19 protein-coding genes are annotated in these 24935 nt (G+C 70.5%); 17 read left to right on the top strand and 2 right to left on the bottom strand.

Features of this window, described 5'->3' with window-relative positions; all coding sequences use genetic code 11:
* The 11 genes from ACIO6U_RS05200 (at position 1) to ACIO6U_RS05150 (ending at position 14718) form a co-directional block, all read left to right on the top strand.
* Positions 1-3324, top strand: coding sequence for an FAD-dependent monooxygenase (locus ACIO6U_RS05200; RefSeq protein WP_401715620.1), 3324 nt, complete (start codon positions 1-3; stop codon positions 3322-3324).
* Between the two features lie 79 nt (positions 3325-3403).
* Complete coding sequence (locus ACIO6U_RS05195; RefSeq protein ID WP_355337078.1) at positions 3404-4084, top strand: nitroreductase/quinone reductase family protein; 681 nt, start codon at positions 3404-3406, stop codon at positions 4082-4084.
* On the top strand, positions 4081-4323 hold the full coding sequence (locus ACIO6U_RS05190) for a hypothetical protein (protein ID WP_355337080.1): 243 nt from the start codon (positions 4081-4083) through the stop codon (positions 4321-4323). Before ACIO6U_RS05195 ends, ACIO6U_RS05190 begins: the two co-directional genes overlap by 4 nt.
* A gap of 50 nt (positions 4324-4373) precedes the next feature.
* Positions 4374-5189, top strand: a complete 816-nt coding sequence (locus ACIO6U_RS05185) for a dienelactone hydrolase family protein (RefSeq protein ID WP_355337082.1) — start codon at positions 4374-4376, stop codon at positions 5187-5189.
* 174 nt (positions 5190-5363) lie between these two features.
* Positions 5364-7025: a DHA2 family efflux MFS transporter permease subunit gene (locus ACIO6U_RS05180; RefSeq protein ID WP_391046837.1), complete on the top strand. Its 1662-nt coding sequence runs from the start codon at positions 5364-5366 to the stop codon at positions 7023-7025.
* 399 nt (positions 7026-7424) lie between these two features.
* Positions 7425-9122: an NAD(P)/FAD-dependent oxidoreductase gene (locus ACIO6U_RS05175; protein ID WP_401715617.1), complete on the top strand. Its 1698-nt coding sequence runs from the start codon at positions 7425-7427 to the stop codon at positions 9120-9122.
* Positions 9123-9165: 43 nt separating this feature from the next.
* Positions 9166-10674 carry an FAD-binding oxidoreductase gene (locus tag ACIO6U_RS05170; protein ID WP_401715615.1) on the top strand — a complete coding sequence of 503 codons (1509 nt, stop codon included), beginning with the start codon at positions 9166-9168 and terminating at the stop codon, positions 10672-10674.
* A gap of 151 nt (positions 10675-10825) precedes the next feature.
* Positions 10826-12193, top strand: a complete 1368-nt coding sequence (locus tag ACIO6U_RS05165; RefSeq protein WP_401304701.1) for a cation:proton antiporter — start codon at positions 10826-10828, stop codon at positions 12191-12193.
* The gene (locus ACIO6U_RS05160) at positions 12190-12738 is read left to right on the top strand and encodes a flavin reductase (protein WP_391046827.1); all 549 of its coding nucleotides are present in this window, start codon (positions 12190-12192) and stop codon (positions 12736-12738) included. The genes ACIO6U_RS05165 and ACIO6U_RS05160 overlap by 4 nt, the downstream gene beginning before the upstream one ends.
* Before the next feature lie 70 nt (positions 12739-12808).
* Positions 12809-13183 (top strand): antibiotic biosynthesis monooxygenase family protein, encoded by a 375-nt coding sequence (locus ACIO6U_RS05155; protein WP_355337094.1) that lies wholly within the window; start codon positions 12809-12811, stop codon positions 13181-13183.
* A gap of 47 nt (positions 13184-13230) precedes the next feature.
* Positions 13231-14718 (top strand): cation:proton antiporter, encoded by a 1488-nt coding sequence (locus ACIO6U_RS05150; protein WP_391046824.1) that lies wholly within the window; start codon positions 13231-13233, stop codon positions 14716-14718.
* 38 nt (positions 14719-14756) lie between these two features.
* Here the strand turns inward: ACIO6U_RS05150 and sigJ are convergent, their stop codons facing one another.
* Entirely contained in the window at positions 14757-15830 is a 1074-nt protein-coding gene (gene sigJ / locus ACIO6U_RS05145) for an RNA polymerase sigma factor SigJ (protein WP_401304694.1), read from the bottom strand.
* A 171-nt stretch (positions 15831-16001) separates the two neighbouring features.
* Here sigJ and ACIO6U_RS05140 point away from each other — a divergent pair, with 171 nt between their 5' ends.
* Positions 16002-16421, top strand: a complete 420-nt coding sequence (locus ACIO6U_RS05140; RefSeq protein WP_355337100.1) for a nitroreductase family deazaflavin-dependent oxidoreductase — start codon at positions 16002-16004, stop codon at positions 16419-16421.
* A 39-nt stretch (positions 16422-16460) separates the two neighbouring features.
* Positions 16461-16820: a hypothetical protein gene (locus ACIO6U_RS05135; RefSeq protein WP_391046820.1), complete on the top strand. Its 360-nt coding sequence runs from the start codon at positions 16461-16463 to the stop codon at positions 16818-16820.
* A 33-nt stretch (positions 16821-16853) separates the two neighbouring features.
* Here the strand turns inward: ACIO6U_RS05135 and ACIO6U_RS05130 are convergent, their stop codons facing one another.
* Positions 16854-17345, bottom strand: coding sequence for a MarR family transcriptional regulator (locus ACIO6U_RS05130; protein WP_355337104.1), 492 nt, complete (start codon positions 17343-17345; stop codon positions 16854-16856).
* Positions 17346-17919: 574 nt separating this feature from the next.
* On the opposite strand from ACIO6U_RS05130, the gene pstC reads away from it, so the two are divergent.
* The 4 genes from pstC to ACIO6U_RS05110 are packed head-to-tail and all read left to right on the top strand — an operon-like array spanning position 17920 to position 24788.
* A complete protein-coding gene (gene pstC / locus ACIO6U_RS05125; protein WP_355337106.1) occupies positions 17920-18945 on the top strand; it encodes a phosphate ABC transporter permease subunit PstC in 1026 nt (341 codons plus the stop codon).
* 4 nt (positions 18946-18949) lie between these two features.
* Positions 18950-20263: a phosphate ABC transporter permease PstA gene (pstA, locus tag ACIO6U_RS05120; RefSeq protein WP_401715611.1), complete on the top strand. Its 1314-nt coding sequence runs from the start codon at positions 18950-18952 to the stop codon at positions 20261-20263.
* Positions 20263-22035: a phosphate ABC transporter substrate-binding protein PstS gene (locus ACIO6U_RS05115; RefSeq protein WP_401715609.1), complete on the top strand. Its 1773-nt coding sequence runs from the start codon at positions 20263-20265 to the stop codon at positions 22033-22035. The genes pstA and ACIO6U_RS05115 overlap by 1 nt, the downstream gene beginning before the upstream one ends.
* On the top strand, positions 22032-24788 hold the full coding sequence (locus ACIO6U_RS05110; RefSeq protein WP_401715607.1) for a hypothetical protein: 2757 nt from the start codon (positions 22032-22034) through the stop codon (positions 24786-24788). The genes ACIO6U_RS05115 and ACIO6U_RS05110 overlap by 4 nt, the downstream gene beginning before the upstream one ends.
* Positions 24789-24935: the final 147 nt, after the last annotated feature.

Here is a 24935-nt window from a genome sequence, read left to right as displayed (position 1 = left end):
ATGGACACCGACGTCATCATCGTCGGCGCGGGGCCTGTCGGCCTGATGCTGGCCGGTGAACTCCGGCTCGGCGGAGCCCGGGTGACGGTTCTGGAGCGGCTCGCCGCCCCCACCACCGAGTCCCGGGCGTCGACCCTGCACGCCCGCACCATGGAACTCCTCGACCAGCGCGGCCTGTTGGAGACGCTGGGCACGCCGCCCAACGAGCCGATGGGCCACTTCGGCGGTCTGCCGCTCGACCTGAGCGAGCCGACCACCCGCTACCCCGGCCAGTGGAAGGTCCCGCAGGCCCGGGTCGAGGAGCTGCTCGCGGAGTGGGCCACGGGGCTGGGCGCGGAGGTCAGGCGCGAGCACGAACTGCTCGGCCTGACCACGGGCGACGGCGGCGACGAAGGTGACGTGGGCGCGGAAGGCGTGGAGGTCGAGGTCGCCACCCCGGACGGTGTCACCCGTCTCACCGCCGGCTATCTGGTCGGCTGTGACGGCGAGGAGAGCACCGTACGGCGGCTGGCGGGCTTCGACTTCCCCGGCTCCGACGCCACCAAGGAGCTGCTGCGCTGCGACGTGCTGGGGCTCGACATCCCCAACCGCCGCTTCCAGCGGCTCCCGAACGGGGTGGCCATCGCGGCCACCCGCGACGGCGTCACCCGCGTCATGGTGCACGAGTTCGGCCGCGAGGTGCGGCCGAGGACCGCGGAACCCGAGTACGCCGAGATCGCCGCCGTGTGGGCCAGGGTCACCGGTGAGGACATCACCCACGGCACCCCGACGTGGCTGAACGCCTTCGGCAACACCAGCCGCCAGGCGGCCTCGTACCGCCGGGGCCGGGTGCTGCTCGCCGGGGACGCCGCCCACCGGCAGATGCCGGTCGGCGGCCAGGCGCTCAACCTCGGGCTCCAGGACGCGGCCAACCTCGGCTGGAAGCTGGCCGCGCGGGTCACCGGGCGCGCGCCCGACGGGCTGCTGGACACGTACCACACCGAGCGGCACGCGGTCGGGCGGCGGGTGCTGGCCAACATCGAGGCGCAGACCGTCATCCTCTTCGGCGGCCCCGAGACCGGGGCGGTCCGCGGCACCGCCGCCGAACTCCTCACCCGCACCTCGGTCGTCCGCGGCCACCTCGCCGGCATGATCAGCGGCCTCGACATCCGCTACGGCGATCCCGACGCCGACACTCTCCCCGACGCGGCCGGTGAGTTGACCGGCCGCCGCGTGCCCCACATCGCGCTGACGACCGCGGACGGGCCGACCGGCACCACCGAGCTGCTGCGGCCCGGCCGCGGCGTGCTGCTCGACCTGTCGGGCGACACCAGGCGCCGGGCCACGCTGGGCAGGGCCGCCGAGGGCTGGGCGGGCCGGGTCGACGTGGTGTCGGCGCGCCCGGTGCCCGGCACGCTCCTCGACGGGCAGAAGACCGTACTGCTGCGGCCCGACGGACACATCGCCTGGTCGGCGCCGCGCGCGGCCGACCCGGCTCCGGCGCTGCGGCGCTGGTTCGGCACCGAGGACGTCCCCCGGGTCCCCGTCACGCCGATCGCGGCTCCACGGACGGCCGTTGCGGAGACGGCGGCGCCCCAGGCAACCGCCCCCCAGGCAACCGCCCCCAAGACGAGCGCCGTAAAGGCAGCCGCACCGAGACCGGCCGCTCCGAAACCGGCCGCTCCGAAGCCGCCCGTCCGCACCTGCGACGTCCTGATCGTCGGCGCGGGTCTGGCCGGTTCGGTGAGCGCGGCGATCCTCGCCCGGCAGGGCAAGAGCGTCGTGCTGGTCGACTCCCAGACGCATCCGCGGATGGCCATCGGCGAGTCGATGACCCCGCAGCTCATCGAGTGGCTGCACATCCTCGCCGTACGGTTCGACCTGCCCGAACTCCTGCATCTGCTGGACCACCGGTCGGTCACCGAGCACATCGGCCCGACCCACGGCAAGAAGCAGAGCTTCGGCTTCGTCAAGCACGACAAGGGCCAGGAACCGGACCCGCGGGAGACGACGATGTTCGTCATCCCCAAGGCGCTCACCCAGGCCAGCCACCTGTTCCGGCAGGACACCGACGCGTACTACTTCCACGTCGCGGCCAAGTACGGCGCCACGACGCGGCAGCACTGGCGGCTGTCCGACCTGGACTTCGACGACGACGGCGTCACCGTCACCGGGCAGAACGGCGAGGTCTTCAGGGCCCGCTACCTCATCGACGCCAGCGGCCACCGGTCGCTGCTCGCCGAGAAGTTCGGCCTGCGGGAGCAGCCCGCGCGCTTCAAGCACCACTCCCGGTCGCTGTTCACGCACTACATCGGCGTCAAGCCGTTCGACGACGTCAGCCACCACCCGGAGAGTCTGCGACCGCCCAAGAACGCGCCCTGGAGCGGCGGTACGCTCCACCACCTGATCGAACGCGGCTGGTTCTGGATCATCCCGTTCAACAACCACAAGGGCGCGGCCAATCCGGTCACCAGCGTGGGCCTCACCATGGACGAGCGGGTCTACCCGCGGCCCCGTGACATCAGCCCCGAGCAGGAGTTCACCCGCTTCCTCGACCAGTACCCGGCGGTGAAGCGGCAGTTCGAGGGCGCCACGCGGGTGCGCGAGTGGGTCTCCACCGACCGGCTCCAGTACAGCTCGAAGGAGTCGATCGGCTACCGCTGGTGCCTGATGTCGCACGCGGCCGGCTTCCTCGATCCGCTGTTCTCGCGCGGCCTGTCCAACACCTTCGAGGTCGTCCACTCGCTCATGACCCGGCTGCTGCCCGCCCTGGACGACGACGACTTCGCGGTCGAACGCTTCGGTTACGTCGACCGGTTGGAGCGCGGCCTGCTGCACTACAACGACGAGCTGGTGAACAGCGCGTACATCTCCTTCGGCCACTTCCGGCTGTGGAACGCGGTGTTCCGGGTCTGGGGCGGCTTCGCCACTCCCGGTGTGATGCGGCTGGCCCGCGCGCGGATCAACTTCACGCTCACCGGCGACCCCGCGCACCTGGACGCCCTGGAGGACGCGCCGTATCCGGGCCTGTGGTGGCCGGAGCCCGCCGTCCGGGAGATCGTCGACCTCACCGCGGAGACCTGCGAGAAGTACGAGGCCGGGCAGATCGACGGCGACCGCGCCGCGGACATCATCTTCGACCGGCTCCGCCGCTGCGAGCTGCTGAACCCGGCCTTCGGCTGGCGCGACCCCGAGGACACCCGGCTGATCACCCCGACCACGGCGACGATGGCGAAGTTCATGTACTGGGCCGTGCGCAAGGCCCCGCCGCAGATGCGGGACCTCGGCTCCGCCCTGCTGTCCGGCACGGTCCGCGCGGGCGTCAAGGGCAAGAAGGTCCTCTGAACAGACGGCCTTGCGACGAAGCGACGCGTTCCGACACAGAAGTCCTGAGAACACCGGATCTCGCGAAAGGGCACCACACATGCAGACCACCCCGAAGCCCATGGAGGACTCGATGGCCGAGCCGATGGGTGACACCTCGGTGATCCAGGACACCGAGGCGCTGTCGTCCTTCAGGACGACGCGTCCCGACCAGGGTCTGGACGCGGGCCCGATCACGCGGGCCTTCATGCGCGTCAACGTCTACATCTACTCCAAGCCGCCGAAGAAGGTGCAGAAGTCGCTCAGCAAGGGCGCGCTCAATGTGCACATCTGGCTGTACGAGCGGTCCAACGGCCGCATCGGCGGCAAGATGGGCAACCTCGACGCGCTGCTGCTGCACACGCTGGGCCGCAAGACCGGCAAGGAGCGTGTCGTGCCGGTCGGTTACATCTACGAGCGCGGCTTCTTCTACGCGGTCGCCGTGCCCGGCCACTTCGACATCCCCGGCGGCCCCAAGGGCCTGCACCCGGCCTGGTACCTCAACTTGAAGGCCACGCCCGAGGTGACCATCAACATCGGCCGCGAGCAGATCGTCGCCCTCGCCGAGACCCTGTCGGGCCCCGAGCGGGACCGGATCTGGGCGAAGTACTCCGAAGTCCTGCCGTTCATCAACGAGTTCCAGAACCGGGCCAGCCGCCTGCTCCCGGTGGTGAAGTTCACCCCGAAGGACATGCTGGCGGCGGTGGCGCCGTCGGACGGCGAGACGGACGCCGTACGGTGAGCGCCGCCGGGCCGCGGGCGGGTCGGTCCGGGCCGCCCGCCGCGCGAGGAGCGAGCCCGCTGCGGACGGCGGTCACGGTCGGTACGCTGGCCGCCAACTTCCTCGCCGTCACCAAGAAGATCCGCAGGGCGAACGGGTCGCCGCACGCCATCGACCACATCGACCTGATCGCGAGCATCACCACCTTCGTCGTCCTCGCCGTCCGGGCGCGGCAGGGACGGGAGTCCGGGGGCGGCTGACCGCCCGTCCGCCCGCCCGGGCCGAAGAACCGTCTGAAGGAGAACCCCTCGTGACCGGTACCGCACCGACCTCTGATCTCACCGGCTGGCGCGCGGCCCCGTTCACGGGAGCCGGGCTCACCCACGACGTGTACGAGAAGGGCGCGGGGCCGGGAGTGGTGCTCGTCCCGGAGATTCCGGGCATGACGCCCGAGGTGCTGGGCCTGGCCGACCACCTGGTCGACCAGGGCTTCACCGTGGCGATGCCGTCGCTGTTCGGACGGCCCGGACGTAAGAACTCCACGCCCTACACGCTGTCCACCGTCGCCAAGCTGTGCGTGTCCGCCGAATTCCGGGCCTTCGCCGTCGACGCGCGGCGGCCGGTCGCGGACTACCTCAGGGCGCTGGTACGGGATCTGGCCGCGCGAACCCCCGGGCCCGGTGTCGGCATCGTCGGCATGTGCTTCACCGGCGGGTTCGCGCTGGCCGCCGCGGTGGAGGACGTGGTGCTCGCGCCGGTCGTCGCCCAGCCCGCGGTGCCGTTCCCGGTCAGCGCCAAGCGGTCCGCGGACCCCGGCCTCTCGCGGGGCGAGCTGGACACGGTGGTGAGCCGTACCAAGAACAGCGGACTGTGCGTGCTGGGCATGCGCTTCAGCGGGGACAGCGCGTCCCCGCGGGCCAGGTTCGACACCCTGCGGCGCAGTCTGGGCGACGCCTTCGAGGTGATCGAACTGGACTCCTCGAAGGGCAACGAGGGCGGCTTCCCCAAGGGAGCCCACCCCGTACTGACCGAGGAGATGCGCGAGATCCCCGGACACCCGGCGTACGCCGCGCGGGAGCGGGTCGTGAGCTTCCTGCGGGAGCGTCTGGCGCCCGCGGCCCTCTAGGGCCCGTCCGGCGGACCGGCCCCCGCGGCCGGGACTCGCGGACCTCCTCGGTGACGGTTGCGTCTCGACCGTCCTACCGATGTCACACCCACGGCCCCCGCTCACCTCTTGGGGGGCAAGGGGCTGTGGGTCGTGCAACGCCGTGCGGCCCGACGCGCGCGGCAAGGAGGAACCGTGAACAAATGGCGTGGTAATCCGTGGGTCATTCTGGCGATCCTGTCCTTCGGATTCTTCATGACCCTGCTCGACCTGACGATCGTGAACATCGCGATCCCCGACATGGTGGACAGCCTCGACGCGTCCCTCGACCAGATCCTGTGGGTCGTCAACGCGTACACCCTCGGGCTCGCCGTCCTGCTGATCACCGCCGGCCGGCTCGGTGACCTCGTCGGCAAGAAGAACCTGTTCATCGCGGGTGTGGCGCTGTTCACCCTGGCGAGTCTCGCCTGCGGACTCTCCCAGTCCCCGACCCAGCTCATCATCTTCCGGGCGATCCAGGGCATCGGCGCGGCACTGCTGCTGCCGCAGACCCTGTCCATGATCGCGGACGTGTTCCCCGACGAGAAGCGCGGTGTCGCGCTCGGCATCTGGGGCACGGTCGCGGGCCTGGCGTCGGTCGCGGGACCGAGCCTGGGCGGCCTGCTGGTCACCAAGCTCAACTGGCGCTGGATCTTCTACGTCAACGTGCCGATCGGTGTGCTGGCGATCATCGCCTCGTTCATGTTCATGCCGTCCGCGGCGCGTACGGTGCGGCACCGCTTCGACATCCCCGGCGTCGTCCTGACCACCATCGCCCTGTTCCTGCTCGCCTTCGGTCTGATCGAGGGCCAGAAGTACAGTTGGAACGGCGCGATCTGGGGCACGATCGCGGCCGGTGTCGTGGTGCTGGCGATCTTCCTGGTCTACCAGCGCGGTCAGCAGGACAACGAGCCGCTGGTGCCGTTCGTGCTGTTCAAGGACCGTAACTTCTCGGTGGTCAACTTCGTCGGTATCGCCGTCTCGTTCGGCGTCGTCGGCCTGCTGCTGCCGCTGACCATCTACCTCCAGTCGGTGCTCGGCTTCAGCGCGCTGAAGGCCGGTGGCGTGCTGGTGCCGATGGCGGTCGGCTCGATGCTCACCGCCGGGCCCTCCGGTGTGCTGGCCGAGAAGTTCGGCGGCAAGTACATCCTGATGGGCGGTCTGCTCGCGTACATCGGCGGTGTCTTCTGGATCGTGCGGACCGTCGAGGTCGGCCAGAGCTGGACCGGGCTGATCGCGCCGGTCGTGATCGTCGGCGCCGGTATGGGCTGCACCTTCACGCCGATGGCCACCGAGGTCATGCGCAATGTGCCGCCCAAGCTCACCGGCGCCGCGTCCGGCGTCAACAACGCGCTGCGGCAGGTCGGTTCGGTCATGGCGGGCGCCGTCATCGGCGCGGTGCTCCAGAATCAGCTCGCCTCCTCCCTCAAGGACCAGGCGGCGCAGCGCGCGGGCGCCGTTCCGTCCGACTACCGCGCCGGTTTCCTGAAGAACTTCGACAACGCGGGCAAGCACCTCGAGGTCGGCGGCCAGTCGAGCAGCGCCATGAAGTTCCCGTCGAACGTGCCCGCCGACATCGCCCACCGCATCCAGGACACCGCCGCGGCGGTCTTCGGGCACGGCTTCGTCGACGCCATGAAGCCGACCATGTACGTGCCGATGGCCGTGCTGTTCGTCGGTGTGATCGCCTGCCTGATCATCGTCGGGCCGAAGAAGTCGGCCACGCCGGAGTCGGGTGCGGCCGTTCCCGGTCAGACGGACGGCGCGGGGTCTCCCGCGGCGGATTCGGCGGCCGATTCCGGAGCCGCCCACCGGTAGGCCACCCCTCGGTAAAGCCGTCCATCGGCAAGCTCCCGCGGTTCTCCGAGTAGCCCTTTAGGGAGGGGTCGGGAGAGTCCGGACAATAACACCGGCGGCACTCGCGTCACTTCCGGTACACCATTACCGGGGTTGACACCGAGTGTCGCCGCGTGTCACGCTTTATTGGGCAGTAGAAGTATGCCCAATTGCGGTTTGACGCCGGCGGACCACCGCCGCGACGCCGCCGCGTCCCACATCTTGGTCACCTCTTCTCGATCGCCGGGCCGACCCATCGGGGTCGGCCCGGCGATTGTTTTGCACGCCCTTTTTCAGATGCCCGCGTGTGCCCTGGGAATTCGGCCACACACCCGTCGTTGATTCTCCGCGCCGTCCGCGCCGGAGAGAGAGGGGCGCTCCGTGCCCAGCAAAGCCAAGGAATCCGTTCCGGTGAACAGCGCCTCCAAGACGCAGAACTGCGACGTCCTGATCATCGGGTCGGGCCTCGCGGGTTCGGTGAGCGCGGCGATCCTCGCCCGGCAGGGCAAGAACGTGGTCATGGTGGATGCCGCGACCCATCCCCGGATGGCGATCGGCGAGTCGATGACCCCGCAACTCATCGAGTGGCTGCACATCCTGGCGGTGCGCTTCGACGTACCGGAGATCAAGCACCTGCTGGACGTCAAGGCCGTCACCAAGAACATCGGCCCGACCCACGGCAAGAAGCAGAGCTTCGGTTTCATCAAGCACGAGAAGGGCCAGGAGCCCGACCCGCGCGACGCCACGATGTTCGTCATTCCCAAAGCGCTCACCGAGGCCGGTCACCTGTTCCGGCAGGACACCGATATGTACTTCTTCAACGTGGCGGCCAAGTACGGCACCACGACGCGGCAGAACTGGCGGGTCGCCGACCTGGACTTCGACGACTTCGGAGTGACGGTCACGGGGCAGAACGGCGAGGTCTTCCGGGCCCGCTACCTGATCGACGCGAGCGGCTTCCGCTCCCTGCTGGCCGAGAAGTTCGACCTGCGCGAGAAGCCCGCGCGCTTCAAGCACCACTCTCGGTCGCTGTTCACCCACTACATCGGCATCAAGCCGTTCGACGAGGTCAGCCACCACCCGGAGAGCCTGCGCCCGCCGGCCAGCGCGCCCTGGCACGGCGGCACGCTGCACCACATGATCGAGCGCGGCTGGTTCTGGATCATCCCGTTCAACAACCACAAGGACTCCAAGAACCCGATCACCAGCATCGGGCTCACCATGGACGAGCGGACGTATCCCAAGCCGAAGGACCGCACCCCCGAGGAGGAGTTCCAGGGCTTCCTCGACCAGTACCCGGCGGTGAAGCGGCAGTTCGAGGGCGCGACGCGGGTCCGCGAGTGGGTCTCCACCGACCGGCTCCAGTACAGCTCCAGCAAGTCGATCGGCTACCGCTGGTGCCTGATGTCGCACGCGGCGGGCTTCCTCGACCCGCTGTTCTCGCGCGGTCTGTCCAACACCTTCGAGGTCGTCTACGCCCTGTGCTCCCGGCTGCTGCCCGCCCTGGACGACGACGACTTCGCCAACGAGCGATTCCAGTACGTCGAGGACGTCGAGCGCGGCCTGCTGCACTTCAACGACGAACTGGTGAACAGCTCCTACATCTCCTTCAGCCACTTCCCGCTGTGGAACGCGGTGTTCCGTGTCTGGGGCTCCTATCTCACGCCCGGCGCGCTGCGGTTGATCCGGGCGCGGGCGCGGTATGAGGAGAGCGGCGACGTGAAATGGCTGGACGATTTGGAGAAGACCCCCAATCCGGGTCTTTGGTGGCCGAACAGCCCGGATTTCAAGCAAACCGTCGAAATCATGGCGGAGGCCTGCGAGAAGTACGAGGCCGGTGACATCGACGGCGACGCGGCGGCCAAGCTGATCATGGACAGTCTCCGTGCTTCGGATGAACTCAACCCCGTTTTCGGATGGGAGGACCCAGAAATCAAATTCGTGTACCCGACCACCGCGATGATGGCTAAGTTCATGTACTGGGCCAACTTCAAGGCTCCGGGCGAGATGCGCGAACTGGGTCGCGACATGGTAAGCGGAATTGTGCGGTCCGGTCTGCGTGGGCAGAAGTTCGTCTGACCCCGCCCGGCAATTTCCATCTGACCGAAAGTTGAACAGCACCATGATCAGTCGCAGAAAAGTCCTCGGTGCGGGCGCGACCGCGGTGGCTCTGTCAGGACTTGGGGCCACCGCCGGTTTCGCCGGCAGCGGGGCACCCTGGAGTCGGTTGCGCGCGCACCTCCAGGGCCGGCTCGTCCTGCCGACCGACTCCGGTTACACGACGGCGAAGCAACTCGACCTGCAACAGTTCGACGTGATCAACCCGCAGGCCGTCGCCTACTGCGTCAGCGCCGCCGATGTGGCGCTGACCCTGAAGTTCGCGCAGGACAACTGCATACCCTTCGCCGTGCGCAGCGGAGGGCACAGCGGCGGCGGGTACTCCACGAGCACCGGCCTGGTGATCGACGTCTCCGGGCTCAACTCCATATCCGTCGGCCAGAACACGGTGACCGTCGGCACCGGCGTCCAGGGCGTCGACGCCATCGACGCGCTCGCGCCGCACGGCAAGGCCATCATCGGCGGCTACTGCCCGACGGTCGCCGTCGGCGGCTTCTACCAGGGCGGCGGCCTGGGCGTGCTCACCCGCTCCTACGGCGTCGGCTCCGACCGGATCGCCTCGGCGAAGGTGGTGCTCGCCAACGGCGACGTCGTCACCGCCTCACCCACCCAGAACCGGGACCTCTACTGGGGCATACGCGGCGGTGGCGGCGGCAACTTCGGCGTCGTCACCTCGTACGACATCACCACCGTCAACGTCACGCAGCTCGCCGTGGTCAATCTGAACTGGACCTTCGACAAGGCCGCCGACGTCCTGGACGGGTACGCGCGCTGGTCCGTGAACGCGCCCCGCACGCTCAGCGGCGGCGCCTTCCTCCAGCTCTTCGACGCCTCGCCGGGCGCGCCGGTCAACGTCATGGTCTTCGTCGCCTCCACCGGCACCACGGCCGAACTCACCAGCGAGGTCGCCCGGTTGGTGGCGCTGACCGGGGCACCGGCCAGCCAGACCCCCGCGAGCGTCGTGCCGTACCAGCCGCTGATGATGGGCTTCTTCCGGTGCGCGGCCGATGTGACCGCCTGCCACCGGGCCGACACCACGCCCGGCGGCACGCTTCCCCGGTCGGCGTTCGGCCTCCAGCGCAGCCGGTTCTTCAACCGGCTGCCGTCGCGCAGCGTGTGGGACAACGCGGCGGCGCTCTTCGAGACCCTGCGGGTACCCGGCCAGGCGCACCTCATGGAAGTGCTCCCGCTGGGCGGGGCGGTGAGGGATTTACGCCGTACCGACACCGCGTTCGTCCACCGCGACGCGCTGTTCACGGTGAACTTCCTCGTCGACATCGGGTCCCCCGACGCCGCCGACTCCGCGGGCAGGGCGGCGGGTCAGGCGTTCGTCGACAGCGGCTTCCGCGTCATCGACCGGCAGTCCTCCGGTGAGACCTACCAGAACTTCATCGACCCGGAACTGCCCGACTGGCGGCAGGCGTACTACGCCGAGAACTACCCGCGGCTGTCCGCCGTGAAGCACCGCTACGACCCGCACGGCGCCTTCAGGTTCGCCCAGAGCATTCGCTAGGGGCCTGACGGCGACACAGCGACATCCCTCTCACGACAGCGGGGTGGCCACGGACTTCCGTGCCACCCCGCTGTCGTGCGTCCGGACACCGCCCGGACGCGTACCGCTCGAGTCCGCATCTCCCAGCCGCTCCCGTCCCCGGAGGACTGCGATGACAAGCATCGCGCTGCACAGCCTCGCGCCCCACAACGACCTCCAGGTCGCCACCATGCTGGCGGGCATCGCCTTCGTCCTGCTGGTCGGCGTGCTGCTCGGCACTCTCGCCAAGCGGGTCCGCCAGCCCGCCGTGATCGGCGAGATCCTCGCCGGCATCGCGCTCGGCCCCAGCCTGCTCGGGCTGCTGCCCGGCGACCTGTCGCACAAGCTGTTCCCCGCCGACGTACGGCCGCTGCTGTCCGCGGTCTCCAACGTCGGCCTGATGCTCTTCATGTTCATGGTGGGCTGGGAGTTCGAGAAGCGGATGCTGCGTCCGCACCGCGGTCTGGCCGCGTCGGTCTCGCTCTCCTCTGTCGCCTGCGCCTTCGGACTCGGCGTCGCGGTGGCCGCGCTGCTCTACCCGCACCACAACACGGTGGCCGGGCACCACATCTCCTTCGTCACCTTCTCCACGTTCATGGGCGCGGCCATGTCGGTGACGGCCTTCCCCGTACTCGCCCGGATCCTCACCGACAACCGGCTCACCCACTCGCGGGTCGGCACCCTCGCCCTGGCCAGCGCCGCCGTGGACGACATCCTCGCCTGGTGCATGCTGGCGTACGTCTCCGCGCTGGTCACCTCCAGCGGCGCCGGTGACCTCTTCCAGGTGCTCGGCCTGAGCGCGGCCTACGTGCTCGGCATGTTCGTCCTCGTGCGGCCCGCCCTGGCCGCGGTGGTCAGGTTCTTCAGCGAACGCCAGCAGTGGCGGGCCCTGTTGGTGGTCATGGCGGCCGGTACCTTCCTGTCGTCCTACCTGACGACCTGGATCGGCATCCACGGCATCTTCGGCGCCTTCCTCTTCGGCTTCATCATGCCGCGCGAGCCCGCGCTCCAGCTCGCCGAGCACCTGCGCAAGCCGCTCGACCACGTCAGCCTGATCCTGCTGCCGGTGTTCTTCATCGTCACCGGCCTCGGCGTCGACATCAACGGCCTGCACGCCCGGCAGTACCTGGAGCTGGCCGCGATCCTGGTCGTCGCCTGCGCGGGCAAGCTGCTCGGCGCGATGGTGCCCGCCAGGCTGTTCGGCCTGTCCTGGCGGGAGTCCAGGGCGCTCGGCCTGCTGATGAACACCCGAGGGCTGACCGAGCTGATCATCCTCAACACCGCCGTCCAACTCGGCGTCCTGGACAGCCAGATGTTCACCATGATGGTGATCATGGCGCTGGTCACGACCGCGCTCGCCGGTCCGCTGCTGCCCAAGAGCAGCGAGCTGATGGCCACTTCGACGGTGGGCGTCGAGGTCGGCGAGGCGGAGGCGGCAGGCAAGGCCGAGGCGGGGGCCGGCGCCGGGGCCGCAGCCGCGGGCGAGAAGGGGCGCTCGTGAGCGCGCCCTCCGATCAGGTGCTGCACCAGCCGGAGCCGGTGGAGGGCAGGCTGCTGCGCAATGTGTGCGGCCTGTTCGTCACCGGCGTCACCGTCATCACCAGCGGCGCGGAAGGGCGTTCGGAGGGAACGACGGTCAACTCGTTCACCTCCGTCTCGCTCGACCCGCCGCTCGTGCTGTTCTGCCTGCACAAGGAGTCGCGGCTGCGCGCGGTCATCGACGAGGCCGGCTCCTTCGTGGTGAATTTCCTGTCGGGGCCGCAGGAGCCGCTGGCCCGCGCCTTCGCGGGCAAGGACACCTCGGCGGTCAAGGACGTGCCCCACCACCACTCGGCCGAGGGCATGCCGGTGCTCAGCGAGGCACTGGCCTTCCTGGCCTGCCGCCTGGACAAGGAGTTCGACGGCGGCGACCACACCATCTTCGTCGGCCGCGTCGTCGAACTCGGCGTGCCCCGCGAGTACCAGGAACCGCTCATCTTCTTCCGCGGCTCCCTGGGCGCGCTGGAGGAGGAGCCGCGGGGAGCGCACCCGATCTTCGACGGCTGAGCGGACCCGCACGTCAGCCATCCACGTCACGTCACGTCACGCACCGCCCATGACGACGAGAGGACACACCATGGCGTTCGCATTCGAGGCCGTCGACCCGAAGGTCTCCTTCGAGACCCAGCTCCAGCAGGAGGACTCGGGCACCGTCGTACTCATCAACACCCTTGTCGTGCCCGAGGGGCAGATGGACAAGACCCTGGAGAGCTGGGCGCTCGACGCCGCCTACATGAAGTCCTGTGACGGCTGCATCTCCACCCAGCTCCACCGCGGCACCGCGGGCAGCAACACCCTGGTCAACATCGCGATCTGGGAGTCGACCTCCTCGCTGCTCGCGGCCTTCATGTCGGCCGAGTTCCAGGAGAAGGCCGGCGCCTACCCCGACGGTCTGCTCGCGCGGCCGTTCATCGCGGAGAAGGTCGCCGTCCAGGGGATCTGCGTGGCCTAGGGCCTGTCCGCCGACCCGGCCACCGCGCATCAGTGAGGAGCTCTTCGATGAGTGCGATCAGCATCGCCGCGGAAACCGTCGATCCCCTTCCGCAGCACACACTGCTGGTGTTCCTGCTCCAGATCGGCGCCCTGCTCGTCCTGGCACTCGTGCTGGGACGGCTGGCGAGCAGGCTCGGCATGCCGACCGTCGTCGGAGAACTGGCCTCGGGCGTCTTACTCGGGCCCTCGCTCCTGCTGCACGTGGCGCCGGGCCTGTCCGGCTGGCTCTTCCCCCGCGACCCCACCCAGATGCACCTGCTGGACGCCGTCGGGCAGCTCGGCGTGCTGCTGCTCGTCGGCTTCACCGGCATGCACCTGGACCTGAAGGTGGTCCGCAGACAGGGCGGCAAGGCGGCGGGCGTCAGCGCCGCCGCCCTGCTGCTGCCCCTGGCGCTCGGGGTGTGGCTCGGTTACGCGCTGCCGGGTGAACTGCGGCCGGGCGACGCCGATCCGGCGGTCTTCGCCTGGTTCGTCGGCGTCGCCATGTGCGTCAGCTCGATCCCGGTGATCGGCCGGGTGCTGGTCGACATGAAGCTGATCCACCGCAATGTCGGCCAGATGATTCTGGTCGTCGGCACCATCGACGACGCCGTGGGCTGGCTGCTGGTCTCCGTCGTCACCGCGATGGCCACCACCGGGGTCGGCGCGGGCGAGATCGCCACCCCGCTGTGGCACCTCGCCGTCGTCATAGTCGTCCTGCTGACCGGCGGCCGGTGGCTGGTCGGCTGGGTGCTGCGCTGGGCCGAGCGCTCCGGTTCGCGCGGCGTGACCATTTCCGCCACCGTCATCCTGCTCGTCCTGTCGGGTGCGGGCGCCCAGGCGCTCGGTTTCGAGGCGGTGTTCGGCGCCTTCCTGTGCGGCATCCTGATCGGCTCGCGCGGCACGGACGCGCAGGCACGGCAGTTGGAGCCGCTGAACGCCACCGTGCTGTCCTTCCTGTCCCCGCTGTTCTTCGCGCTCGCCGGGCTGCGGATCGACCTGACGTCGCTGACGCGTCCGAAGATCGCGCTGTGGGGACTGGCCGCGCTGGCGATCGCCGTCGCCGGGAAATTCCTCGGCGCCTTCATCGGCAGCGCCTTCAGCCGCCTCACCCGCTGGGAGGCCCTGGCGCTCGGCGCCGGGATCAACGCGCGCGGGGTGATCCAGGTGGTCATCGCCGTGGTCGGCGTACGGCTCGGCCTGCTGACCACCGCGATGTACAGCATCATCGTGCTGATCGCGATCCTCACTCCGCTGATGGCGCCGCCGATCCTGCGGGTCGCGATGAAGCGGATCGAGAGCACGGCGGACGAGGAACTGCGCGAGCAGCGGGTACTGGCCCTGCAAGGGGTGCCCGAGGGGGGTACGGACGGGCGGCCTGACGAACTCGCCGACGCACGCGCGGACGGTCTGACCGACGGACTCACCGACGGGTTCGCGGACGCCGGAGAATCCGATCCGGCGGCCGATACCCCCGTCACCCAGGAACGCGGCGTCCCGGTCCACCCCACGTGACATGCCCCACGTGGGGAGGGCCGGGACAGCCGCTCGGCTCAGCCCGACCGCGGACCGGACTCGTCGCGGCCGTCGCGGCCGTCGTCGCCGGGCTCGATCGCCTTCCTCGGCTCGGCGGCCTCGATCTGTCCGGCGGCCGTGTCCTCGTCCCCGTCGTCCAGACCGTCCAGCCGTACGCGGGAGAGCTTGTCCGGGTTGGTGACCAGATAGATGTCGGTGACCTGGTCGTTGCTCGGATTGAGGTCCATGACCATGACCGCGTAGGGGGAGTCGCCGGAGAAGACCACGGCGGACGGGTCGCCGTTGACGTGACGGTAGCGGATGTCGAGGGCTTCCGGCAGCCGGCTGGTGGCGTAACCGTTCAGCAGCCGGGCGACCTTGTCGCGGCCGGTGACCGGGCGCAGCGCGGAGCGGACCTTGCCGCCGCCGTCGGTCCACATCGTCACGTCCGGCGCGAGCAGGCTCATCAGGTCGGCGATGTCGCCGCCGAGCGCGGCGGCCACGAAGCGCTCGGTGACCTGCTGCTGGAGGTGCGGGTCGGCCTGGTAGCGGGGCCGCCTGGCCTGGACGTGTTCGCGGGCCCGGTGCGCGAGTTGGCGAATCGCGGACGGGCTGCGGCCGAGAATTTCGGAGATCTCGGTATGCGCGTAACCGAACACCTCGTGCAACACGAACACCGCGCGTTCCAGCGGGGTCAGCGTCTCCAGAATGACCAACAGTGCCATGGACACGGATTCGTTGCGCAGCGCGGATTCCGCGGCGTCCGTCGCCTGCGCCGCCTGCGGGGTGTTCCGCGCTTCCGGAATCTGCGTGATCAACGGCTCGGGCAGCCAGGGCCCGATGTACGTCTCGCGGCGGCGGCTGATCGTGGCCTGCCGGGCGAGCGCCTGGTTGACCGCGATCCGCACCAGGTACGCGCGCGGGTTGTCGATCTCCTCGGCATGCGGCTGGCGGACTCTCCGCGCCCAGGCCAGCCAGGTCTCCTGAAGGACGTCCTCGGTGTCCGAGACGCTGCCGAGCAGGTTGTAGACCACCGAGAACAGTAACTCCCGATGACCCACGAACACCCGTGTGGCGGTGTCGTCGGGCAGCTCCGCCGGGTTGTCGGACATGGTGGGCCTCCCAGTGTGACGCGCGCTCCTGTCACCTGAGATGAAGGGCCCCCGTCCGAGTGTGACATCGGCCGGTAAAGATGTTGCGCTATTACCGACTGCTGTCGTTTTTCTTCTCTCTTTTCTCCGTTCTTTTTCCCCGTGCGAGTCCCTCAAAGAAGGAGCACAGTCATGTCCGTTAAGCGGCGGCTGGCGCGCGTGAACAAGTATTTCGGCAATCGGATCGTCGGCCGGATCCTCCCCGCCATGCCGGGGTTCGGCGCGGTGTACCACAAGGGCCGCAAGTCCGGCCGGGAGTACCGCACGCCGGTCAAGGTCTTCAAGAAGAACGGCCACTTCATCCTGTCCCTCCCGTACGGCGCGGAGTCCGACTGGGTCAAGAACGTGGTGGCCGCGGGCGGTTGTGAGATCAAGACCCGCGGCAAGCGCGTCCCGGTGGTCGCGCCGCAGGTGTACATCGACGACAACCCCGACATCCCCGCCGTGCTGCGCTGGGCGCTCCAGCGGCTGCGCATCGACGAGTTCATCTCGCTGAAGATCGTCGAGACCACGGCGCAGACCGGGACCGGGGTCACGGCCGAGCGCGTCTGAGCACGATCGGTGAAGACGCGTGAGGAGGAGTGATCGCGCATGCCCGCACCGAATTGGCGCGCCTTCGGCCGGGCCGCCGCCCGGTTCTGCGGGGACCGGCTGCTGCGCGCCCTGATCTCGCTGGGCTCGACGACCGTCGGCGTCTCGTCGTCCGAGTGGTGGCGCGGGCGCGGCGAGCACTGGTGGGAGGGCGCGGCGCCCACCGAGGGCTCAGGCCCGCGCGCGGTCGCCGCGGCGGCCCGTCGCAGGCCCGGCGGCCTCGACGATCCCGGCGTGCTGCGCAAGCTGCGTGCGCTGCGCGGCAGCCAGGACCTGCCGGGTCCCGGCGACCCGTACGACGGCTGCCTGGACGCGGCGCCGCGCTGGCACCCGGAGCGCCGCGCGGCCGGTGGCAGGTGAGGTGAGGACGACCGGCGGCCGGCCGTCGGCCCGTCAGCGGTCGGCGAGTTCGTCGGTCGCCTCACGTCCCGCCCGCGCCGCGCGGGACAGGAAGTCGGCGATCAGCACCAGTTCGGCGTCGTCGTAGTCCGCGCAGATCACGTCCATCGACTTGTTGAGCCCGGCGAACATCTCGGCCGTCTCGGTCTCGCGCTCCTTGATGACCTGGACGAGGACCGCCCGCCGGTCGCTGGGGTTGGGCGTACGGACCACCCAGCCGCCGCGCTCCAGTCGGTCGAGCACGCCGGTCAGCGTGGCCGGGTGCAGGCCCGCGTGCTTCGACAGCGCGGTCGGTCCGATCGGCCCGAAGCGGCTGACCAGGTCCAGGCACTCCAAGTCGGCGTCGCGCAGGCCGAGATGAGTGCCGACCCGATGGTTCAGCAACGCCATTTGGACGGAGAGATCGCGCAGCGCGTCCTTGATCCTCGTGTTCAGTCGCCTCCGCCGCCGTATTGTCGACGCGGCTCCGGGCAGTGTGGAATCCATACGCAACGTTCCTCGCATCGATAGCACGCGGAGATATGAAACTACCCCAACCCCCGATTCGGTCCGCTGGTCGACCGCTGGAGCCTTCGGCCCCGGTCGGGCGGCGAATATCGGCGGGGTTCAGGCGGACACCCTCTCACAGGTCCTTTACAAACTCGTAGGGCTCTCCCCGAATCCTCCGCGCCTCGCGCGGTGCCCGTTGCCGGTAGCAGGCGTGCGCCTCCCGGCAACCGTGGGCTCGTGCCCCAATGTGGCCGGATCGAGCCCCCTGTCGCTCGTCACCCTCCGTGCTCACATCGCCCGCCAACACCACCGGTCCCGCCCGTATCGCGCGCCGAGCGCCCTCTCAACACCCCTTCTGGGCAGGCAAGTTGCTAGGTGCATAAGGCAACCGAGCGGGAGATGGGCGGTTTTGTCGGATATTGGACAACCTCCACAGGCCAGTCACAACTTCTCACTATCTGTTGTTCATTTTCTCCTCAGGTGAACAGTGTCATTCGGCCATTGAGGCCCCGTTCACTCCTCGCAACGCGACGCCATTCGGCGCGCGGGAGCGCTGGGGGGAGAACGACACGTGACATCCACACAAGTGGTGTCCCGCACGCCCGAGTCGGTCGGGGGCGACGACGCCCCCCGGCGGCTGCGGGCGGCCAAGGGGATCGGGGACCGGATATTCCGCGGGCAGCTCACGGCCGCCGGTGTCGCCGTACTGGCGATCATGGCGGCGGTCGGCCTGTTCCTGCTGCTACGGGCGAGCCAGGCGCTGCGGGTACGCGGCTTCGCGTTCCTGACCACCGCGCAGTGGCAGCCCGACGTCCACAACTTCGGCATCGCCGCCGTCCTCACCGGGACCGTGCTGATCGCCGCCGTGGCCGTCTGCTTCGCGCTGCCGCTCGCGGTCGGCACCGCGCTGTTCATCTCGGAGATCGCGCCGCGCCGGGTGCGCCGCACCCTGGTCGCGATGGTCGACCTGATGGCCGCCGTGCCGTCCGTCGTCTACGGCCTGTGGGGCCTGTTCTTCTTCCAGGGCCATGTGATCGGCCTGTCCCGCTGGCTGTCCACCTGGTTCCACTGGGTGCCCTTCCTGCGCGTGGACGGCGTCGAGCCGGGCGAACCCCTCTCCTCCGCCAGCGTGTACACCGCCTCCACCTTCATCGCCGGAATCGTCGTCGCGATGATGGTGGCCCCCATCATGTGCTCGGTCATGCGCGAGGTCTTCGCGCAGGCCCCGGCCGGTGAGCGGGAGGGCGCCTACGCGCTCGGCTCCACCCGCTGGGGCATGATCCGCTCGGTGGTGCTGCCGTACGGCCTGGGCGGCGTGATCGGCGGCACGATGCTGGGGCTCGGCCGGGCGCTGGGCGAGACCATCGCGGTCTACCTGATCATCTCCCCGGTCTTCCAGATCCAGCCCCACATCCTCCAGACCGGCTCGAACTCCGTCTCCTCGCTGATCGCCCTGCACTACGGCGACTCCTCGGACTTCGGCATGTCGGCGCTGATGGCCGCGGGCCTGGCCCTCTTCCTGCTCACCCTGGTCGTCAACTTCACCGCGTCCACGATCGTCGCGCGGTCCCGCTCCGGCTCGCTGAGCGAGGGGTGACGACATGACGGACCTTCTGGCCGAGCCCGCCACCGCCGCCACGCACGCCGCCGCAGCCGCCGCCACAACGGCCGCCGCCGACCCGCCCGCCGCCACCACCGTCGTCGTACGGCAGCCGGCCGACGCCCCGGACGCCGCGCAGCGACGGCGCGCCCTGGGCGGCGTCGCCCGCGGCGCGGTGCTCAACGTCCTCGGCGCCGCGGCCACCGGCCTGTGCACCGCCCTCCTCCTCTTCGGCCGACTGGCCCCGCTCTCCGGCCCGCTGGGCTTCGCGGCCGTCACCTACCTGGTCTTCCTCGCCGCGTACGCCCTGCTGTGCTCGCTGGAGCACGACGGACCCGCGGTCCGCGACCGGCTCATGACCGTCGTGCTCTGGTCCGCCGCGGGACTGCTGTTCTCGGCCCTGGTGCTCGTCGTCGGCTTCACGCTGTGGCGGGGGCGCGAGGCGCTGCCGCACGGCAACTTCTTCACGCAGGACATGCAGCTCGCGGGCCCGCTCGACCCGATCACGGTCGGCGGCATCACCCATGCGATGCTCGGCAGCCTGATCATGATCGCCATCGCCCTGGCCGTCACCATCCCGCTGGGCATCGCCTGCGCGGTCTACCTCAACCAGACCCGCGGCCGGTTCGCGCGCTTCGTGCGGACCATCGTCGAGGCGATGACCGCCCTGCCCTCCATCGTGGCCGGGCTGTTCATCTACGCCACCTGGATCCTGATCCTGCACTTCCCCAAGTCCGGTCTCGCGGCCGGACTCGCGATCAGCGTGATGATGCTGCCGATCATCATCCGGGCCTCGGACGTCGTCCTGCGCCTGGTCCCCGGCAATCTCACCGAGGCCGCGGAAGCGCTCGGCGCCCCCCGCTGGCGCACCGTCTGGCACGTGGTGCTGCCCACCGCGCGCTCCGGGCTCGCCACCGCCGTCATCCTCGGCACCGCGCGCGGCATCGGCGAGACCTCGCCCGTCCTGCTCACCGCCGGATACGCCACCGCGGTCAACGCCGACCCCACCAACGGCCCGATGCTGTCGCTGCCGCTGGCCGTGTTCACCTTCGTCAAATCCCCGGAACCGGCCATGGTGGCCCGCGGATTCGGCGCGGCGGCCGTGCTGATGCTGCTGGTCCTGGTGCTCTTCACCATCGCCCGGCTGATCGGCGGGCGCGGCCCCGGCCAGCTCTCCAAGCGCCAGGGCCGCCGCGCCGCCCGCGCCTCCCGCCGCGACGCCGAGCGCTTCGACGACCTGCGCGCCCCCCGCCCCTCGCTGTTCGCTCCCGCCGCAGACCCGGCCGGATCCCCGCTTCCCGGAGAGAACTCCTGATGCCCCGCCGCACCTCAGCCCCGGCCGCCCTGCTCATGGCCCTGCTCGCCCTGCTGGTCACCTCGGTGTTCGGCCCCGGCGTCCAGCGCGCCGCCGCGGCCGACAGCTACGTCCCGCTGTCCGGCGCCGGATCGACCTGGGCGTTCAACGCCGTCGACCAGTGGCGGCGCAACGTCAAGCAGTACGGCATGGAGATCCAGTACGCGCAGACCGGCTCCTCCGACGGCCGGCACCAGTTCCTCAACGGGACGGTGGACTTCGCGGTCTCCGACATCCCCTTCCAGACCAACCCCACCGACGGCTCCGCGCCCGAGCACCCGACCAACGGCAGTTACGCGTACATGCCGATCGTGGCCGGCGGCACCGTGTTCATGTACAACCTCAAGGTCAACGGGAAGCGGCTGACCAATCTGCGGCTGTCCGGCGAGAACGTCACCAAGATCTTCACCGGCGCCATCACCAACTGGTCCGACCCGGCCATCGCCGCCGACAACCCCGGCCTGCGACTGCCCGCCAAGAAGATCGTGCCGGTGGTCCGCTCCGACGGCTCGGGCTCCAGCGCCCAGTTCACGCTGTGGATGGCCAAGCAGCACACCGCGCTGTGGAACACCTACTGCGCCAAGGTGGGCCGCGCGGGCGCCTGCGGCTCGACGTCCTACTACCCGCCGGTGCCCGGCATGATCTCCCAGGCGGGCGACCTCGGCGTGGCGGGCTACGTCGCCCAGGACTACGGCGACGGCGCGATCGGCTACGTCAACTACTCCTACGCCAAGAACGCGCACTTCCCCGTCGCGAAGGTGCTCAACCACGCGGGCTACTACACCGAGCCGACGCCCGCCAACGTCGCGGTGTCGCTGGTCAAGGCGCGGATCAACACCGAGAAGAACTCGCCCGACTACCTCACCCAGGACCTCAGCGGCGTCTACACCGACACCGACAAGCGCAACTATCCGCTGTCCAGCTACTCGTACATGATCCTGCCGCTCAAGGTGCAGGGGCAGTTCACCCAGGCCAAGGGCACCACGCTGGCGGCCTTCTCGTACTACTTCATGTGCCAGGGCCAGCAGTACGCGCCCAAGCTCGGCTACTCGCCGCTGCCGATCAACCTGGTGCAGGCGGGCTTCGACCAGATCCGCCGCATCCCGGGCGCGCAGACCCAGACGATCAACGTCAAGGGCTGCCACAACCCGACCTTCAGCACCGACGGCACCAACACCCTCGCCAAGTCGGCGCCCTTCCCGCAGGACTGCGACAAGCGGGGCGCCGCGCCCTGCACCACCGGCAGCGGCGGCGCGTCCACCGGCGGCTCCGGCGGATCGTCCGGCGGCTCCAACGGCGGCGGTACGAGCGGCGGTTCGGGCAACGGCACGGGCGGTTCGGGCAACGGCGGTACAGGCGGCGGCGGTTCGGGCGGCGGCACCGGCGGCTCGGGCAGCGGGGGCGGCGGCAACAGCTCGGGCGCCGTCGACCCGGACACCGGCCTGCCCGTCGACGCGTCCAACGGCGGCTCCCCGGACGGCGGTTCGTCCGGCGGCGGCTCAGGCGACGGCGGTGCGAACGGCGGCGGCAACGGCAATCAGGTCGTGCTCGCGCAGCCGGTCGCCGTCGGCGGCCACAACGGCTGGGGCGGCACCCAGACCCTGATGCTCCTCGCGGCGCTGCTCGTCGTCGGGCTGGTCCTGGCACCGGCAGCCACCTCCCGCGCCCTGAACGGCCGCAAGGCCCCGGCCGACCGCACCGCCTCGACCGACCGCAAGGAGGACACGCCGTGACGACCCCGCGACAGTCCCTCGGCCGCCGGCTCGTCCGGCGCCTGCTCACCGGCGCCCTGCTCGGCGCAGTCCTCGGCGCGGCGGCGGCCCAGGCGGCCCCCGCCCTGCTGACCGACCTGCGGCCGGTCGCCGCGCAGTCGGCCGCGTCGGTGCGGGCGGCCCAGTCGAGCCCTTCCGCCCAGTCGTCCGCCGTGACCGTCTCCGGCCGCGGCGAATTCGCCGACATGCGCTTCCGCGTCAGCCAGACCCGCGACCTCGCCAACCAGGCGATCAGCGTGTCCTGGACCGGCGGGGTGCCCACCACCTTCGCCGGCACCCAGTTCAACACCGACTTCGTCCAGATCATGCAGTGCTGGGGCGAGGACGACGGCGCCGTCCCCGGCAACCCCGGACCGCCGCGCACCCAGTGCCAGTTCGGCGCGTCGCCCACCACCGGCCGTAACACCTGGCCCGGCAACCAGGCGGACGACACCCGGCAGGTCTCGTACAGCGCGGACCCCGGCAGCTACGGCGAGGACGACAAGTACGGCGCGGGCCGCCCGTTCGGCCGCGGCGAGGTGCCGTTCAAGTCCATCGACGGCACCGTCGTCACCAGCGACACCCAGAACAACCGCTTCTACAGCTACAACACCACCAACGAGATCGACTTCGGCCGCACCGGGGCCGACGGCACCGGGCAGGAGTACGTCGAGGCGCAGACCAAGGAGGAGGCCCCGCACCTGGGCTGCGGCGCCCCGGTCGAGCACCCCGACGGCACCGTCACCGGCCGCTCCTGCTGGCTGGTGATCGTCCCGCAGGGCCACTTGGACCTGGACGGCAAGCCCTACCAGGACCGCACCCAGGTCAACGCGGGCTCCCCGGTGTCCTCCACGAACTGGCGCAACCGCATCGCGGTCCGGCTCGACTTCCAGCCGGTCGGCGCGACCTGCGCGATGGGCGCGCGGGAAGTCGACACCACCGGCAGCGAGTTGGTCTCCGACGCGATGGGGAGCTGGCAGGCCAAGCTCTGCGGCACCGGCACGGTCTTCGGCTACACCACCGTCGGCGACTCCGAGGCGCGCGGCCAGCTCACCGACTCCGGCGACAGCCTGGTCTTCACCACCCTGCCGGTCACCGGCGAGACCCGGCCCGCCGACACCATCACCTACGCGCCGGTCGCGCTGTCCGCCGCCGTGATCGGCTTCAGCATCGAGCGCCAGCCCCGCTCCGACGCGCCCGCCGACGTCAGGAAACGCGCGGGCACCCGGGTCGGCTCACTCGACCTCACCCCGCGGCTGGTCGCCAAACTGCTCACCGAGTCGTACCGCAACTCGCCCTGGGGCGCGGTCCGTACGACATACGACGACGGCGGACCCCGGCTGACCGCGGCCAAGGGCTACGACTGGGCGCTGCACAATCCGGGCGGACTGCTCACCGACCCCGAATTCCTCGCGTACAACAAGGAGTTCGCGGACCTGTCGGTCGCCTCCAACCCGAGTACCGACACCGACCTGATCACCGCCTTCGGCCACAGCGACCTGGCCAGGCAGGTGTGGACGTGGGTGCTGGCCGACCGGCAGGCCCGGCAGTTCCTCGCGGGAGTGCCGGACGACTGGGGGATGCGCGTCAACCCCTTCTTCAGCTCCAACGGCGACCTCAACCCCACCGGTTACGCCTTCTCCGCCGACCGCGACGACTTCCCCAAGAACGACAATTGGGAGACCGTCCCGCCCGGCAGCGGCGCCCCGGACAGCCAGAAGCAGAAGATGACGGACTTCCACCCGTACGTGGACGACCTCTACACCGGCGCGCTGCGCACCCGCCGCGGCGACCAGCTCTGGAAGTCCAACTGGGACCCGCTGGCCACCCCGCCGGTCTGGAAGACGCCGGGCCCGCAGGTCGCCGGGCAGCGCTTCATGCTGACCATCACCGACGCGGCCTCCGCCGCCCGCTTCGGCCTCCAGACCGCCCGGCTGCGCAACCCCGCGGGCGAGTTCACCGCACCGACCAGGGCCGCCCTGGTGGCCGCCGCCGACAAGGCGAAGGCCGCCGACGGCGTACGGCGGATCGACCCGACCGCGAACGCCAAGGGCGTCTACCCGCTGAGCATGCTGGTCTACGGCGCAGCCCGCCCGGCCGAACTGGCGCCCGCCGCCCGCAAGCAGTACGCGGACCTGCTGCGGTACGCCTCGGGCGGCGGCCAGGTGCCCGGCACCGCCCCCGGCACGCTGCCGGTCGGCTACGCGCCGCTGCCGTCCGCGCTGCGGGCCGAGGCGGCCACGGCCGCGACCGCCCTGGAGACCTGGAAGCCGGCCCCCGGCCCCGGCGGCTCCGGCGCCCCGCAGACCGAACCGGGCGCCGCGGACGGCGGCACCGGCTCCGGCGGCGGCACGGGCGGTGACGGCGGCGGCAGCGGTACGGCCGGCGGCTCCGACGGCGGGAGCGGGAGCGCGGACGGCGGCACCGGCGGCCACACCGCCCCCGGCGGCAAGCCCGGCGCGTCGCCCAGCCCCACCGCCGCGACCGGTTCCCCGGCGACCGTGCCGGTCGCGGGCGGCATCACGCCCTCCGACCCCGGTTCCGCGCTGCGCTTCGCGGTGCCGATCGGGGCCGGCCTCGGGCTGCTCGCCGCGCTGGGAGCGCCCTTCGCCGCCGGTACCCGGCTGCCGCTGCGCCTGAGCCTGCCCGGCGGACGCTCCCTCACCATCCCGCGGCCGACCGTCCCCGCCCGGCTGCGCGGCTTGCGCCCGCCACGTCGGCGACCGGGCGGCTGATCCGGCCCGCGCCCGCCACGTCGGCGACCCGGCGGCTGAACCGGCCCGCGCGCCGGGCCACCCACCAGACACGTCGTTCGCCCCGAGTCTCAGTCGGGGCGAACGACGGGCTCCACCCTGCCAGACCGGCCATCCGGCTCCGGCGGG

The organism is Streptomyces sp. NPDC087422 (genome assembly GCF_044744145.1).
Taxonomy (GTDB): Bacteria; Actinomycetota; Actinomycetes; order Streptomycetales; family Streptomycetaceae; genus Actinacidiphila.
The sequence above is the reverse complement of the archived record's forward strand: the minus strand, read 5'-3'. Positions and strand labels throughout refer to the sequence as shown.